At 44.0% G+C, this 16,157-nt stretch carries 15 protein-coding genes; 13 read left to right on the forward strand and 2 right to left on the reverse strand.

Features of this window, described 5'->3' with window-relative positions:
• The first annotated feature begins 3 nt into the window (after positions 1-3).
• The 6 genes from hflK (at position 4) to ACAX20_RS00965 (ending at position 5,752) form a co-directional block, all read left to right on the forward strand.
• Entirely contained in the window at positions 4-1,158 is a 1,155-nt protein-coding gene (gene hflK / locus ACAX20_RS00940; protein WP_371187770.1) for an FtsH protease activity modulator HflK, read from the forward strand.
• Positions 1,159-1,160: 2 nt separating this feature from the next.
• Complete coding sequence (gene hflC, locus ACAX20_RS00945) at positions 1,161-2,045, forward strand: protease modulator HflC (RefSeq protein ID WP_371187772.1); 885 nt, start codon at positions 1,161-1,163, stop codon at positions 2,043-2,045.
• 70 nt (positions 2,046-2,115) lie between these two features.
• Positions 2,116-2,304 carry a DUF2065 domain-containing protein gene (locus tag ACAX20_RS00950; protein WP_371187773.1) on the forward strand — a complete coding sequence of 63 codons (189 nt, stop codon included), beginning with the start codon at positions 2,116-2,118 and terminating at the stop codon, positions 2,302-2,304.
• Between the two features lie 124 nt (positions 2,305-2,428).
• Positions 2,429-3,727: an adenylosuccinate synthase gene (locus ACAX20_RS00955; protein WP_371187775.1), complete on the forward strand. Its 1,299-nt coding sequence runs from the start codon at positions 2,429-2,431 to the stop codon at positions 3,725-3,727.
• A gap of 341 nt (positions 3,728-4,068) precedes the next feature.
• Positions 4,069-4,200: a hypothetical protein gene (locus ACAX20_RS00960; protein ID WP_371187777.1), complete on the forward strand. Its 132-nt coding sequence runs from the start codon at positions 4,069-4,071 to the stop codon at positions 4,198-4,200.
• Positions 4,201-4,498: 298 nt separating this feature from the next.
• Complete coding sequence (locus ACAX20_RS00965) at positions 4,499-5,752, forward strand: malic enzyme-like NAD(P)-binding protein (RefSeq protein ID WP_371187779.1); 1,254 nt, start codon at positions 4,499-4,501, stop codon at positions 5,750-5,752.
• 79 nt (positions 5,753-5,831) lie between these two features.
• On the opposite strand, the gene metJ is transcribed toward ACAX20_RS00965, so the two are convergent.
• Positions 5,832-6,158: a met regulon transcriptional regulator MetJ gene (metJ, locus tag ACAX20_RS00970; protein ID WP_371187780.1), complete on the reverse strand. Its 327-nt coding sequence runs from the start codon at positions 6,156-6,158 to the stop codon at positions 5,832-5,834.
• Between the two features lie 221 nt (positions 6,159-6,379).
• On the opposite strand from metJ, the gene metB reads away from it, so the two are divergent.
• Positions 6,380-7,540: a cystathionine gamma-synthase gene (gene metB, locus ACAX20_RS00975; protein ID WP_371187782.1), complete on the forward strand. Its 1,161-nt coding sequence runs from the start codon at positions 6,380-6,382 to the stop codon at positions 7,538-7,540.
• An 88-nt stretch (positions 7,541-7,628) separates the two neighbouring features.
• Complete coding sequence (metF, locus tag ACAX20_RS00980; protein WP_371187784.1) at positions 7,629-8,516, forward strand: methylenetetrahydrofolate reductase; 888 nt, start codon at positions 7,629-7,631, stop codon at positions 8,514-8,516.
• Positions 8,517-8,543: 27 nt separating this feature from the next.
• On the opposite strand, the gene argE is transcribed toward metF, so the two are convergent.
• Positions 8,544-9,701 (reverse strand): acetylornithine deacetylase, encoded by a 1,158-nt coding sequence (gene argE / locus ACAX20_RS00985; RefSeq protein WP_371187786.1) that lies wholly within the window; start codon positions 9,699-9,701, stop codon positions 8,544-8,546.
• A 267-nt stretch (positions 9,702-9,968) separates the two neighbouring features.
• Here argE and argC point away from each other — a divergent pair, with 267 nt between their 5' ends.
• From argC to argH, 5 genes are read left to right on the forward strand one after another with little or no spacing between them, the layout of a single operon-like run.
• Positions 9,969-10,994 (forward strand): N-acetyl-gamma-glutamyl-phosphate reductase, encoded by a 1,026-nt coding sequence (gene argC, locus ACAX20_RS00990; RefSeq protein ID WP_371187788.1) that lies wholly within the window; start codon positions 9,969-9,971, stop codon positions 10,992-10,994.
• Positions 10,987-11,784 carry an acetylglutamate kinase gene (gene argB / locus ACAX20_RS00995; RefSeq protein WP_371187790.1) on the forward strand — a complete coding sequence of 266 codons (798 nt, stop codon included), beginning with the start codon at positions 10,987-10,989 and terminating at the stop codon, positions 11,782-11,784. The genes argC and argB overlap by 8 nt, the downstream gene beginning before the upstream one ends.
• Positions 11,785-11,839: 55 nt before the next feature.
• Entirely contained in the window at positions 11,840-12,775 is a 936-nt protein-coding gene (locus tag ACAX20_RS01000; RefSeq protein WP_371187792.1) for an ornithine carbamoyltransferase, read from the forward strand.
• Positions 12,776-12,794: 19 nt separating this feature from the next.
• Positions 12,795-14,009 carry an argininosuccinate synthase gene (locus tag ACAX20_RS01005; protein ID WP_371187794.1) on the forward strand — a complete coding sequence of 405 codons (1,215 nt, stop codon included), beginning with the start codon at positions 12,795-12,797 and terminating at the stop codon, positions 14,007-14,009.
• 1 nt (position 14,010) lies between these two features.
• The gene (gene argH / locus ACAX20_RS01010) at positions 14,011-15,900 is read left to right on the forward strand and encodes an argininosuccinate lyase (RefSeq protein ID WP_371187796.1); all 1,890 of its coding nucleotides are present in this window, start codon (positions 14,011-14,013) and stop codon (positions 15,898-15,900) included.
• The last annotated feature ends 257 nt before the right edge of the window (positions 15,901-16,157 follow it).

Genomic DNA, 16,157 nt, shown 5'->3' on the forward strand with positions numbered 1-16,157 from the left:
ATAATGGCGTGGAATGAACCGGGGAAAAACGATAATGATCCCTGGAAAAACAAAGGTGGACGTGATCAGGGGCCGCCGGATCTTGATGAATTACTCAAAGATCTAGGTAATAAGTTCGGTGGTGTATTTGGTGGTAACAAGCCTGGTAAATCGGGCGGTAGCCGCTTTAGTAGCTTTGGCGCAGGCCTTGTTCTTGTTATTGCTGCTGTCGTTTGGGCAGTCAGCGGTTTTTACACCATTAAAGAAGCCCAAAAAGGCGTGGTACTGCAGTTTGGTAAGTTTAATGGCTTTGTTGATCCAGGTATTCACTGGTTACCAACTTTTGTGCAAACGGTTATTCCCGTCGATGTGCAAACAACGCGTAACTTACAAACCGAAGGCTTTATGCTTACCGAAGATGAGAATGTGGTTCGCGTTGAAATGCAGGTACAATACCGTATTATCGATGCGCGCAACTTCTTATTTAACGTAACTAATGCGCCTGCAAGTTTAGATCATGCCTTTGACAGTGCGATTCGCTATGTTGTTGGTCATTCAAAAATGGATGAAGTACTAACATCGGGTCGTGAATCAGTGCGTCAAGCAGTATGGGCTGAGCTTGATAAAGTGATCGAGCCATACAACATGGGCTTGGTTATCACGGACGTTAACTTTAAAGATGCGCGTCCACCTGAGCAGGTTAAAGATGCGTTTGATGATGCCATTGCTGCTCGAGAGGATGAAGAGCGTTTTGTTCTTGAAGCTGAAGCTTATGCCTTGTCAAAAGAACCTATTGCTCGTGGTGAAGCGAAGCGTATCGAGCAAGAAGCGTTAGCATATAAAGATCAGATTGTATTGGCTGCACAAGGTAATGTCGCTAAATTCAATCAGCTATTACCACAGTATCAAGCGGCACCTGAAGTGACTCGTCAACGTTTGTATTTGGCGACCATGGAAAAAGTATACTCTAATGCATCAAAAGTCATGGTTGATGTGGAAGGTGGCAATAACATGATATATCTACCATTAGATAAAATCATGCAGCAGCAAAGCCTACCACAAACGTTGAAGCGTGATTTATCACCGCTATTGCAGCAAAACCCAACAACACAGGGTCGTAACTCAACAGTAAATTCGACCTCTTCTCGCAATGATCGCTTTAGCCGAGGAGGTAATTAATCATGAAGAACTTTTCAATAATTGTATTGGTTGTATTAGGTCTTTTAACGGTATCGTCGGTATTCGTAGTTAATGAAGCTGAACGTGGTATTGTTTTTGCTTTCTCAAAAATCAAACGAGATGGTAACGGCGATGTAAAAATTTACGAACCAGGTTTACACTTTAAAATTCCTTTAATTGAGCGTGTGCGTAAACTCGATGCGCGTATTCAAACTTTAGACGACAAAGCTGACCGCTTTGTAACGGCAGAAAAGAAGGACGTATTGGTCGATTCGTACGTAAAATGGCGTATCGTTGACTTCCCAACCTTTTACGTTCGTACCAATGGCGGTGACTTTAATAATGCCGAAGCGCTATTAAAGCAAAAAGTGAATAACGGTCTACGTACTGAATTTGGTTCACGTACCATTAAGCAAATCGTATCAGGCGATCGTGATTCACTGATGGAAGAGGCAATGCTAAGTGCCGAATCATCAAAAGCGGAACTGGGTATTGAAGTAATTGACGTACGTGTTAAGCGTATCAACTTACCAGAAGAAGTCAGTAACTCGATTTATCAGCGTATGCGTGCTGAGCGTGAATCGGTGGCTCGTGAAGTACGTTCTAAAGGTAACGAGCGTGCTGAAGTGATTCGTGCGACGGTTGATGCCAAGGTTGTGGTTATGATTGCCGATGCCAATAAGCGTGCTTTTGAAATGCGTGGTGAAGGTGATGCATTAGCTGCTAAGGTGTACGCGGATTCGTATAACCAAGATCCTGAGTTTTTCAGTTTTATCCGTAGCCTTGAAGCTTATGAAAAGAGCTTTAGCAACAAAGGTGACGTCATGATTGTTAAACCAGATAGCGACTTCTTCCACTACTTGAAAGAAACCACCGCTGCAAAATAACACCCCTTAATATAAACCCACCACTCGGTGGGTTTATTTTTATCTACCATGAAAACAGGCAAGGATGACTATGACCGTCGATATTATTATTTCGGCATTGGCATTAATGTTGATTTTTGAAGGGCTAGGGCCACTGCTATTTCCTAATCGTTGGCGTAATTTTATGTTGCAAATTGCCAATGAGAAACCCAACAGTATTCGCCAAATTGGCGCTGTGTTGGTGGCGATAGGCGCTATTATTTGGCTACTTAACACTTAATCTTGGCTACGCTTGCAATATATTTACAATTTAGCTTGAAAAAAGTGCGCAAAACAGATGATCTAAAAAGCCAGTTTTGCTAGTATTGCGCACCTAATTTTGTTTCCGATTTGCAAAGTATATTATGGGCAAAAACGTCGTTGTGTTAGGCACCCAATGGGGTGACGAAGGTAAAGGTAAAGTTGTTGACTTGTTAACTGATAAGGCCAAGTATGTTGTGCGTTATCAAGGTGGTCACAACGCAGGTCATACATTGATCGTTAATGGTGAAAAAACCGTTCTGCATTTGATTCCATCAGGTATCTTACGTGATAACGTAAAATGTTTGATCGGTAACGGCGTTGTATTGTGCCCAACTGCATTAATGAAAGAAATCGGCATGTTAGAAGAGCGTGGCGTACCAGTACGTGAGCGCTTACTAATTAGTGATGCATGTCCACTAATCATGCCATATCACGTTGCTCTAGATAACGCTCGTGAAGCGGCTCGTGGTAGCAAGAAGATTGGTACGACTGGTCGTGGTATCGGTCCAGCTTACGAAGACAAAGTTGCTCGTCGTGGTTTACGTGTTGGTGATTTGTTTGATGCTGAATCATTCAAAGCTAAGTTAACCGAAATTATGGAATACCATAACTTCGTACTAACGAGCTACTACAAGGCTGAAGCATTAGACGTTGAAGCAGTATACGAGCAAGTAATGGCAATCGCGCCGATCATCCAAGCGATGACTAACGATGTAAGCGAGACCCTAGACCAAGCACGTAAGAACGGTGAATCAATCATGTTCGAAGGTGCACAAGGTACATTACTAGATATCGACCACGGTACTTACCCATATGTAACCTCTTCAAACACTACTGTAGGTGGTGTAGCGACTGGTTGTGGTTTTGGTCCTCGTTACTTAGATTACGTACTAGGTATCACTAAAGCGTACACAACACGTGTAGGTTCAGGTCCTTTCCCTACAGAATTAAACGACGAAATTGGTAATCACTTAGGTACTGTTGGCCATGAATTTGGTGCAACTACGGGTCGTGAGCGTCGTTGTGGTTGGTTTGATGCCGTTGCAATGCACCGCGCAGTACAAGTTAACTCAATCTCAGGTTTCTGTTTAACTAAGCTAGATGTTCTAGATGGTTTAAAAGAACTAAAAATCTGTGTTGGTTATAAAACTGAAGCAGGTGACGTGCTTACTGTGCCACCAATGGCTGCAGAAGGTTATGAAAATATCACACCAGTTTATGAAACAATGCCTGGTTGGGACGAGTCAACGGTTGGTGCTACTTCTGTAGAACAGCTTCCAGCAAATGCTCGCGCGTACATCAAGCGTCTTGAAGAAGTAACAGGTGTACCAATTGATATTATTTCAACCGGTCCAGACCGTGTTGAAACTATGATTCTTGTTAATCCATTTGACGAGTAATCAATCTAATACGTTTCATCGTACTGATGGCTAAACTAAAAGGGATCGTGAAGATCCCTTTTTTGTATCTGCGTTATGGCTTAAATCACTAACCGGTTATTTAAGATTAAAACGATACGCGGATTAACAGTTCTGAGGTATCGAGATCGGATAAATCTGCATATTGAGCACTGATATACCAGTTATTGCTAAGTGATAAAGAGCCACGCCATTGTTCACCTTGCAAGGTTAGGTCTTCATCATATTGATGGCTAGCATACCCGAGCTACAAGTAGGTTCGACTGGTTATATCACTCTGTTGCGCTTTTAATGGTGTTGCAAGCGCAATTGTACTCAATAAGATGATTGTCAAACATGCTCAAATCATGGGGGCTCCCTATATTGTTGTTATTAATTCAGAGCAGGTGTTAGCACTGGCTGTTCAGCGCTATGCTCACAATGAGTACGCCACTGGCTCTGGTATTACCTTTTGAGAGCATGCCACGCTGAACATGAACGCTAGCTTAACATTTTTTAAGTTTATGATTTATTTTGCTTTTTAAGAATTTGATGGTGTCATATCAATTTGTAATACGTCATTCTTTAACGTTGTAAGCGGAAGATGTCTGTAACAGATCTCATATGTAAATAAAACTCATTAAGGTTCGTAAGTGCTTACTAGTTGGTAGGTTGTTGAAAAACATCGTACCTCTTATTGGTGGTCAATATGAAAGCTTTTAGGTACCATTACATTTCTGTTGTTCCTCCCCAAAAACATTGAGAATTATAAAAATGACCGACTTACGTCAACAAGCCCTAGACTACCATCTACAACCTAAGCCTGGAAAAATTGCTATGGCAATCACCACCGAAGCTGAAACGGCGGAAGATCTCGCTTTAGCATATAGCCCTGGTGTTGCGGAGCCGGTACGTGAAATAGCCGATGATGTGAATAACGTGTATCGATATACCAATAAAGGCAATACGGTTGCGGTGATCAGTAACGGTACGGCGATTCTTGGTCTAGGTAATCTTGGCCCGCTTGCTTCTAAGCCGGTTATGGAGGGCAAGGCGTTGTTGTTTAAGCGTTTTGCTGATATTGACTCGTTTGATATTCAAGTGAAACACAAAACGATTGAAGAGTTTGTGAGTACCGTTGCTAATATCAGTGACAGTTTTGGCGGTATTAATCTTGAAGATATTAAGGCACCGGAATGCTTTGCTATTGAAAAGGCGTTGATTGAGCGCTGTAAGATCCCAGTATTTCATGATGACCAACATGGCACTGCAATTGTTACCGCTGCAGGTATGCTTAATGCGCTAGAAGTGCAGGGCAAACAGCTGAGCCAAGTTAAAATTGTCTGTTTAGGGGCTGGCGCTGCAGCCATCGCTTGCATGGAGTTGTTGATCAGTTGTGGCGCGCAACGTGAAAATATCTACATGTTAGATCGCAAGGGCATCATCCATACTCGTCGCGATGATCTTAATGAGTATAAAAAGCTATTTGCTAATAATACCGACAAGCGAACGATAGAAGAGGCGTTGCAGGGGGCCGATGTATTTGTCGGCGTATCTGGGCCAAACTTGTTATCTGCCGAACAATTGCTGTTGATGGCGGAAAACCCCGTTGTATTTGCTTGCTCGAATCCCGATCCAGAAATTAAACCTGAACTTGCCTTAGCAACCCGCAGAGATGTCATTATTGCAACGGGCCGCTCTGACTACCCTAACCAAGTTAACAATGTGTTGTGTTTTCCTTTTATTTTCCGTGGTGCATTAGATGTTCGAGCGCGAACCATTAACGATGCAATGAAGGTTGCAGCGGTGCATGCAATCCGAGAAATCGCCAAACAGCCGGTGCCAGATGGTGTATTGCAGGCCAGTGGCTGTGAGCAGCTAAGCTTCGGTAAAGACTATATTATTCCTAAACCAATGGACCCACGTTTATTAGCCAATGTTGCTTATGCCGTTGCAAAAGCTGCGGTTGATAGTGGCGTTGCTGAAATAGACCTACCCGCAAATTACATGGGTATGGAAAACACCTAAATAAAAATGAGCAATAAAAAGGAAGGCCAGCAATGCTGGCCTTCTTTTTTGTTCTAGTTAGCGCTAAACGCTTTCAGCGTTAATCTTCTTGTTCATAGTCACTAAAATCAGTGATGCCATTTTCGGCTAGCACCTTGCGAACACTCTCTGGTAATTGATGCTCGTTATCTTTCGCTAAGTCTTCATCACTAGGCAGTGGCTGGCCGGTAAATGCGTGTAAAAACGCTTCGCATAGCAATTCACTATTGGTAGCGTGACGCAAGTTGTTTACTTGGCGACGAGTGCGCTCATCAGTTAACACTTTCAGCACACGTAACGGAATCGAAACGGTGATTTTTTTTACTTGTTCGCTTTTCTTACCATGTGGTGCGTAAGGGTTAATGTATTCCCCATTCCAATCAGCCATTGTGACTCCCTAAACATTACTTTGCAGATGTCCCATCGTCATCATCTTGCTGATTGATGTCGCGGGTTTAACTGGTGTGATGAAATTGTACTGTATCCAGTAGATGAGTCAACTTTTAACGGCAAAGATGTATAGATGGCTAAAAATAGTTGACCTTGGTGAAAATTCGTCCTAGATTGGATAGACGTCTAAACATCCAATTTTGTTTTTGGAGATGCACCATGGCTTATGACAAGCAGCAAACTATGGCAGTACAGGCCGGCATTAACAGTGACCAACATCACGGTGCAGTGGTCCCAGCCTTGCATTTATCAAGTACATACAGTTTGCAGGGTTTTAAACAAAAAAGAGAGTACGACTACTCCCGTACCGCAAACCCAACTCGTAGCACGCTAGCGCAAGTACTTGCTGAGCTTGAGGGTGGTGACGCTGCTGTCGTTACCAATACCGGGATGTCGGCGATTCACCTTATTTGTCAATTGCTGAGCAAAGATGATCGACTGCTTATTCCACATGACTGTTACGGCGGCAGTTATCGGCTGTTTGTCCACCTCGCAAAGCGTGGTCATTTCCATCTCGATATTGTTGATCAGAGCGACGCAACCGCGTTAGCGCAGGCTCTCGCGAAAAAGCCGAAATTGGTATTAATCGAAACACCGAGTAATCCGTTATTGCGTATTGTTGATATCGAGCAAATCGCTGCGGCCGCCAAGCGCGTAGGTGCACTTGTTGCGGTAGACAACACCTTTCTATCACCACTTTTACAACAACCATTGGCGTTTGGCGCAGATATGGTGATTCACTCTACCACCAAATTCATTAATGGCCATTCTGATGTTGTTGGTGGCGCAGTTGTATGCAAACAACAAGCATTAGCCGACGAGTTGGCATGGTGGGCAAATTGTATTGGCATTACCGGTAGTGCGTTTGATGCGTATTTGACATTGCGTGGTATTAAAACCTTACCTGTGCGTTTAAAACAGCACGCTGCAAACACACAAGCGGTAGTTAGTTTATTGTGCAATCATCAAGCGGTAAGCAAGGTTTATTACCCAGGGCTTGTCGATCATCCTGGACATCTGCTTGCTCAGCGACAACAAGCAGGCTTTGGCTCGATGATCTCGTTTGAGTTAGCCGGTAACGACGAACAAGTAGGTCAGTTCTTGGCAACATTGCAATTATTTACACTGGCTCAATCGCTGGGCGGCGTTGAAAGTTTGATTGCTCATCCAGCGACTATGACCCACGCGGGCATGGATGCAGAAGCGCAAAAACAAGCCGGAATTAGCCAGTCGCTATTGCGGCTATCTGTGGGGATCGAAGATGGCGAAGACTTATTGGTTGATTTACAACGGGCATTAGATGCGATGGCTGATAGTTGATAACAAAAGCCAACTTACCGTTAACGGCTTAGCGTCAGTGTATACATATTAGTGAAGACAAAATGAGTAAATAAAGAGGATTTAGTCGATGAATGCAAAAGCAAGGCAATTGGAATTGCTTAATCGAACGGTACGAGATATTGACCGTGACTTAAATGTGTCGTTTGAATTTTTTCCGCCAAATTCAGAGCAAATGGAAAATACCTTGTGGAGTTCAATAGACCGCCTCGCGCCACTGAAACCAAGCTTTGTTTCAGTAACGTATGGTGCAGGCAGTGGAACTCGCGATCGCACTCATGGTGTTATTAAAAAAATACAGCGAGATACCGGTCTTATAGCCGCGCCGCACCTCACTTGTATCGATGCCAGTCGCGATGAGCTAATCACGATTGCTAAAGATTATTGGCAAAGTGGCGTGCGCCATATTGTTGCCCTGCGTGGCGATTTACCCGATGGTTCGCCAAAGCCTGATATGTACGCCAATGATTTAGTGACGCTTCTTAAAGGGGTTGCCGATTTTGAAATCTCGGTTGCCGCTTACCCTGAAACTCATCCGGAGGCATCAAATGCGCAGGCTGATTTGGTGAATCTAAAGCGTAAAGTCGATGCCGGTGCAACGCGTGCGATCACCCAGTTTTTCTTTGACATGGATGCTTACTTACGTTTTCGCGACCGCTGTGTGGCGGTGGGTATTGATGTGGAAATTGTCCCGGGTATTTTACCGGTATCGAATTTCGCCACTTTAAAACGCTTTGCCGCGTTAACCAACGTCCATGTGCCAGACTGGATGGGCAATTTATATCAAGGTTTAGATGCCGACCCGATGACACGTAACTTGGTCGGTGCAAATATTGCTATGGAGCAGGTGAAGATTTTACGCAGCGAAGGGGTTAATGACTTTCATTTTTACACCCTCAATCGTTCAGAGCTTACCTACGCAATTTGCCATACGTTAGGCGTTAAACCGCAAAGTTAAGCGTTTTAAGTCCTTGTTAGCGCAGTATTAGCCACAGTAGTGATGAATAAACTGCAGCAACATATGCTCTGCGGGTTTAATTTGCTCAAATGCCAAATGTTCATTGTTTTGGTGTGCCTGCTCAATTGAGCCGGGGCCTAATACAATGGTTTGGCAACCAAGTTGCTGAATATATGGCGCTTCGGTTGCGTAATTAACTGCTTGGCAACAATGACCTGATATTGTTTTGGCGGTTTGCGCAAGCTCACTATCTGCACGTTCGGCAAACGCCGGCGAACTCAGGTGTAGTTCACGAATATTGATGCGACCCGGATATTGATCGGCGATGGGTTTAATGGCGTCAGCTAACCAAGCGACTAACTCATCGTCTTTAATGCCGGGTAAGGCGCGCAAATCGATATCCAGATAACATTCACCACAAATGCGATTGGCTCCATCACCGCCATGAATAGCCCCTAAATTCAATGTTGGCTCAGTCACTGAGAATGCTTTATTTTGATAGGTATTTGCTAAATGTTGCTTAAAGTTAAGTAACCGGCCAATAACTTGGTAGATGATCTCGATAGCATTAACACCATGATCCGGCAAACTCGAGTGGCCAGATTTACCAGTTACCGAAATTCGATGTGACATATGACCCTTGTGCATGATCACCGGCTTTAATTTGGTCGGCTCGCCAATAATGGCCACATCGGGTTTAACTAATTGTTGCTTGATAAAGAATCGCGCACCGGCCATAGAGGTTTCTTCATCGGCGGTTGCTAAGATATATAAAGGCTTTTTCAGCTTTGTTAAATCGACGGCTTTACATGCTTGCAATATAAAGGCAAAAAAACCTTTCATGTCACACGTACCAAGACCATAAAATTTATTATCTCTAACGCTTACCTTAAAAGGATCGCTGTGCCAGCCTTGTTCGTCAAATGGCACGGTATCACTATGCCCAGCCAATAATAAACCGCCTTCACCGTGACCTATCTTAGCCAGTAAGTTGTATTTATTTCGGGTGTGCGGTACTGGCTGAATATCAATTGTAAAACCTAAATCAGCAAACCAGTTACCGAGCAAGTTAATGATGGCTTGATTGCTTTGGTCTAACTGAGCGCTTTCGGCGCTAATAGAAGGCGTAGCAATCAACTGACTTAGCGCATTTTCTAAATTGGGTAAGGTATTTTCGATTGCCATAGCTATCCTTTGATTAACTTTTGCGCACCTTGGTCGTTAAATAGTTATGCAAAAATATTGCATTATTATTTTTGTGTTGTTATCTTTTTTAAGAAGTTGTTAATCAAGTTATTAATAAATCGTCAATAATGCAATAGATAAGCTTAGGTTAGTTATTAATTAATTGTTTGATACTGTTTGGTGTCATGTCTTAATGGCTCAGCATCGACTTAATTTGACTTACCATGGATAGACGATTTATGAATAAAATTGCGAGATATAAAAAATATGAAAATAGCTGTTATCGGTGCTAGTGGTTACGCTGGCGCCGAACTCGTTAAAATTCTCATTAATCATCCTCAGGTAGATGATTTAGCTTTGTTGGTTTCCGAACACAGCGAATCGCAAAATCAGCCGTTTAGCCAGTTGTATCCGCAGATGCATGGTATTTGTGACATCCCTTTACAAGCGTTTAATATTGCTTGGTTAAATGCTAACCAATCTGAAATTGACGCGGTATTTTTCGCAACCCCACATGAATACTCTGCACAGTGGGCGCAACCGTTTATCGATGCCGATATTAAAGTGTTTGATCTGTCAGGGGCTTTTCGTCTCAAGGATGTAGACGATTATCCCCAACACTATGACTTCACTCACCAGTACCCACAACTTTTGGCTGAGGCGGTTTATGGTTTGGCCGAATTTAACGCACAAGCGATAGCTGCTAGTAATATCATAGCCGTCCCCGGTTGTTACCCAACGGCGAGCTTGCTAGCTATTAAACCTATGGCTGATGCCGATTTACTCGACGATAACAGCATCACAGTAATCAATGGTATTAGCGGTGTCAGTGGCGCAGGTCGTAAAGCCAGCCTTGCCACCAGTTTTAATGAGCTCAGTTTAAAAGCGTATAACGTGTTGCAACATCGCCATCAACCTGAAATTAGCCAACAAGCAGGCTGTTCGGTGATCTTTAATCCGCATATCGCCCCGTTTAAACGTGGTTTGCTAGCGACCGTAACCATGCGCCTTAAGCAAGGTATTACTACGGACGATATCAACGCGTTATATCAGCAATATTATCAACATCAACCATTGGTTCGCTTAATGCCAAGTTGGCCACAGGTTGATGACGTCGCCAATACACCATTTGCTAATTTACATTGGCAGTACGATGCTAAGTTACAGGTATTGGTGGCAAGTTGCGCTATCGACAATTTGTTAAAAGGTGCTGCGGCGCAAGCGGTACAGTGTTTTAATATTCGTTATGGTTTCGCACCAACACAGGCATTAGTTGGAGGCAACCATGGCTGACTCATTATGTTTAAGCAAGCCACTGGTGATTAAGATTGGTGGCGCTATCGCTCAGTCTGATCAGGCTTTAACTTCATTATTTTGCGTAGTCGCAAAATTACAACAACATGGACAAGCGGTGGTGATTGTTCATGGTGGTGGTTGCGTTGCCGATGTTATGTTGCAGCAAGCGGGTTTCATCAGCCATAAAGTCGATGGCTTGCGGGTTAGCGAGCAGGCTCATATGCCGATCATTGCGGGCGCCTTGGCTGGAACGGTTAATAAACAAATCGTTGCTATAGCCAATAATCAGCAACTTAGCGCAGTAGGCTTGGCGTTGCACGATGGTCAAACATTGTCATGTATACCTGCTGCAGAACACTTAGGTTGTGTTGGCATACCAAGCCCTAGTGAAGGTGCCCTGTTAAATACCTTATTAGCAACCAATGTATTGCCTATTTTCAATTCTATTGGCGCTTTAGCTGATGGCCAGTTGGTCAACGTTAATGCCGATGATGCAGCGGTTGCTATTACTCAGCTTGTTGATGGTGAGTTGGTGTTATTAACCGATGTTGCCGGCGTAAAAGGTGCAGATCAACAATATCTAACCTCCCTCGATCACCATATGGCACAACAACTGATCAGTGATGGTGTGATCACTGACGGTATGGTGGCTAAAGTCAATGCCGCTTTTGTGGCGGCGAATCATTTACGACGAAGTATCGCGGTTGCCAGTTGGAAAACACCGGAGCAATTATTTGCGCTAACCACCGGTGATTCAATCGGCACCCGCATTATTCCTAACAGCTAATTTCATCAAGACGCATTTTTACTAAACCGAATTAATTTATTACAGGAATAACCTTATGTCGTTACAACATTATCTCGCTGATCATTATCAGGATAAAAGCACTTTGCAAAGCCTTATTGCTAAAGGCATTGCCATTAAATCTAATCCACAAGCTTATAGCAATGCATTGGCAGGCAAGTCGGTCGCGATGTTGTTTGAAAAACCGTCGCTACGCACTCACATCAGCTTTGATATTGGTATCAACAAAATGGGCGGTCATGCGCTCTATATTGGCCAACAAAATGGTCAACTTGGTGAGCGTGAGCGCATTAAAGATGTTGCGCAAAACTTGGCGTGTTGGGCCGATGCCATTATTGCCCGTGTGTTTAAGCAATCGGTTCTCGATGAGATGGCCGAACACGCCAATATTCCTGTCATTAATGCATTAAGTGACTTGTATCACCCTTGCCAAGCATTGGCTGATTACATGGCATTAACCGAAACCTTTGGCACAGTTGCAGGCTTAAAAGTGTGTTACATCGGCGACGCGAATAATGTCAGTAACTCGTTAATGTTAATGGGCGCTGTGCTCGGCGCGCATGTCACTGTGGTAACACCACAAGGGCATGGTCCGAGCCAAGTGATGATTGACACAGCAGAGCAATTGGCCACAGAAAATGGTGGCAAAGTGCTGGTAAGTACCGATGTTAACGCAGCAAGTGATCAACAAGTTATTTACACCGACACGTGGATCTCCATGGGTGACAGTACTAAGGTTGAAGAAATCCTCGAAACCTTTATGCCTTATCAAGTCAATGAGCAGCTTATGCAGATATCCGGGGCGCAGGCGGTGATGCATTGCCAGCCAGCGCATTTAGAGCAAGAAGTGACCACACAAGTATTCGACTCGAATAAATCTATCGCCATGTTACAGGCCGAAAATCGCATGTGGGCACAAAATGCTTTGTTACTAAGCTTGCTAACGCCTTTGGCAAATAATCAACAATCGTAATGAATGTAGGGAAACAGCAATGAATCATGATATTAAAAAAGTCGTTTTAGCCTATTCAGGTGGTTTAGATACCTCGGCCATCATTCCGTGGTTAAAAGAAAACTACAATGGCTGTGAGGTCATCGCCTTTTGTGCTGATGTGGGACAGGGCGAGGAAGAGCTCGATGGTATTGTTGAAAAAGCCATTTCGTCAGGTGCATCAGAATGCCATGTAGTCGACTTAAAAGAAGCGTTTGTTAAAGATTATATTTATCCGATTTTAAAAACTGGTGCCGTCTACGAGGGGCAATATTTACTTGGTACCTCAATGGCACGGCCAGTGATTGCCAAAGCCCATGTCGAGGTTGCCTTAAAGGTGGGCGCCGATGCGGTGTGTCATGGTTGTACCGGCAAAGGCAATGATCAGGTGCGTTTTGAATCCTGTTTTGCCGCGCTGGCACCACAGCTTAAAGTGATTGCCCCTTGGCGTGAATGGGATATGGTCTCACGTGAAGACCTTTTAACATACTTAGAAACGCGCAATATTCCTTGCTCAGCTTCCTTAACAAAAATTTATAGCCGTGATGCCAACGCTTGGCATATTTCTCATGAAGGCGGCGAGTTAGAAGACCCATGGTGTGAGCCATCAAAAGAGGTATGGACCATGACCACCGATCCGCTTGAAGCACCGGATACGCCTGAAACTGTGCTATTGAGCTTTGCTAAGGGGGAGTTGGTCAGTGTTGATGGCGAGCATTTAAGCCCTTATCAAGCATTGCAATATTTAAATCACAAGGCGGGTAAGCATGGCGTTGGTCGTATAGATATTGTCGAGAACCGTTTAGTGGGCATGAAGTCTCGCGGTTGCTATGAAACCCCAGGTGGCACTGTGTTAATGGCCGCTTATAAAGGTTTGGAAACGCTGATTTTAGATAAAGAGTCATTAAAATTTCGCGAGTCAGTTGGTCTAGAGTTTTCTCATGTTATTTATGACGGTCGCTGGTTTACGCCGCTCGCCAAAGCACAGCTTGCAGCTTGTCAAAGTTTTGCTGAACAAGTGACTGGTGATGTGGTGGTTAAATTGTACAAAGGTCAAGCAGTGGTGACCCAGCGTCGTTCACCAAACAGTTTGTATTCGGAAGAGTTTGCTACCTTTGGCGCTGACGATGTTTACGATCAAAAACACGCCGAAGGCTTTATTCGTTTGTTCAGTCTGGCTAGTCGCATTAAAGCGCTAAAACAGCAGGAGGTGTGATATGGCATTATGGGGAGGCCGTTTTCAGGCTGGCAGTAGTGACAAATTTAAGGCGTTTAATGATTCGCTGGCGTTTGACCATGTGTTAGTACATCAAGATATTCAAGGCTCGATTGGTTGGTCGAAAGCCATTTGCAAAGCTGGGGTTATCAGTAGCCAAGAGCAGCAAACACTAGAGCAAGCGTTATTGGACTTAGCCGCTAAGGTCGAACATGGTGAGGTTGATTTTAGTGAGTCGACCGCTGAAGACATTCACAGTTTTGTGGAACTGGCATTGATTGATGCGGTGGGTGATGTAGCGCGCAAGCTGCATACTGGGCGTAGCCGTAATGATCAAGTAACCACTGATTTACGCTTATGGGCGCGCACTCAAGTGGATGCCTTGGTTGATATGCTTAATAGTTGTATTAGTGAGCTGTTAAACTTAGCCGACAACAACAAACAACATATATTACCCGGTTATACCCACCTGCAACGTGCGCAACCGATTCGTTTTGCTCATTGGTGTATGGCGTATGTGGAAATGCTTAAACGAGATGTGTCGCGCCTAGAAGATGCCAGAGTGCGGTTGAATCAATCGCCATTAGGTTGCGGGGCTTTAGCGGGTACCGCCTACGATATAGATCGTCATGAACTGGCGCAAGATCTTGGCTTTGATGGCCCGTGTATGAATTCGTTAGACGCGGTATCAGATAGAGACTATGTGCTTGATTTACTGTTTGCCGCATCCACAGGCATGATGCATTTATCACGCTTTGCTGAGGATTTAATCTTTTTTAATTCTGGCGAAGCCAATTTTATCACCTTAGGCGATCAGGTAACCTCAGGTAGCTCATTGATGCCACAAAAGAAAAACCCCGACGCATTAGAGCTGATTCGCGGTAAATGTGGCCGAGTGTATGGCGCATTGCAAGGACTGCTGGTGACGCTAAAAGGGCTTCCTCTCGCCTACAACAAAGATATGCAAGAGGACAAACAAGGCTTGTTTGATGCCCTGCAACAGTGGTTCTCTTGCTTAGAGATGACCTGTGAAGTGGCGAACTCCATTGAAGTGAACGCCGCTGAGTGTCTGCGTGCGGCGCGCGGTGGTTATGCTAATGCCACCGAGCTTGCTGACTATTTAGTGGGTAAAGGCATGCCGTTTCGCACCGCTCATGATATTACCGGTGCCGTAGTGTTGTACGCTATCAGTCAAAATGAACCTCTAGAAAACCTGCGTTTAGATGAACTAAGACAATTTTCAGAGCTTATCGACAATGATATTTATCCGGTACTGGAGTTAGAGCATCTCGTTAACAAACGCAGTATTCTTGGTGGTACTGGCATTGAACCGGTGAGTAAAATTATTGAGCAAAATCGTCAGCAACTTGGCTCGACCGATTACCAAGTTCGAGATGCCAAACTCACGGATTTACGGGCGATAGCTAACTTAGTTAACTACTTTAGTGATCGCGAAGAGAATTTGCCGCGTAGTGAAGACGACCTTATTCGCTCTATACGCGACTTTGCCGTTGTTGAAGTCGACAATAAAGTTGTCGCTTGTGCATCGCTATATGTATACAGCACCGGTCTTGCTGAAATCCGCTCGCTAGGTGTTAATAACAACTACCAAGGTAAAGGCTATGGCATTAAGCTATGCGAATTCTTGCTTGATCGTGCTAAGTCCTTGTCATTGTTGAAAGTATTTGTATTAACTCGTAAGCCGAAATTTTTTGAGAAAATCGCCTTTCGGTTAAGTGATAAGGAAACCTTGCCGGAAAAAGTAATGAAAGACTGCGAATTGTGTCCCCGTCAGCATTGTTGTGATGAAGTCGCACTCAAGTACGACTTAAGTGAGCATCAATCGGCGCAGCAGCTTTTTAAAACCATAGAGGTTGCCAACATAAGCTAAGGTAACCATTTTTGTAGGTAGTTATGTAACCAATAATAAATGCTCGCGTATGGTAGTTCCTCTAGGCCCATCATTAGATGGGCTTTTTTTGTACATGGATGTACTTATGCTACCGGGCTAATGCTGTTGTATGAGGATGGTGTTAGGTAGTGATTGTCATGGGTGTAGTTATGTTACTGGACTAATGCTGTTGTATGAGGATGGTGTTAGGTAGTGATTGTCATGGATGCACTTATGCTACTGGGCAAATGCTGTTG

Origin of the sequence: Thalassotalea sp. Sam97 (assembly GCF_041379765.1) — a bacterium.
GTDB classification, from domain to species: Bacteria; Pseudomonadota; Gammaproteobacteria; order Enterobacterales; family Alteromonadaceae; genus Thalassotalea_A; species Thalassotalea_A maritima.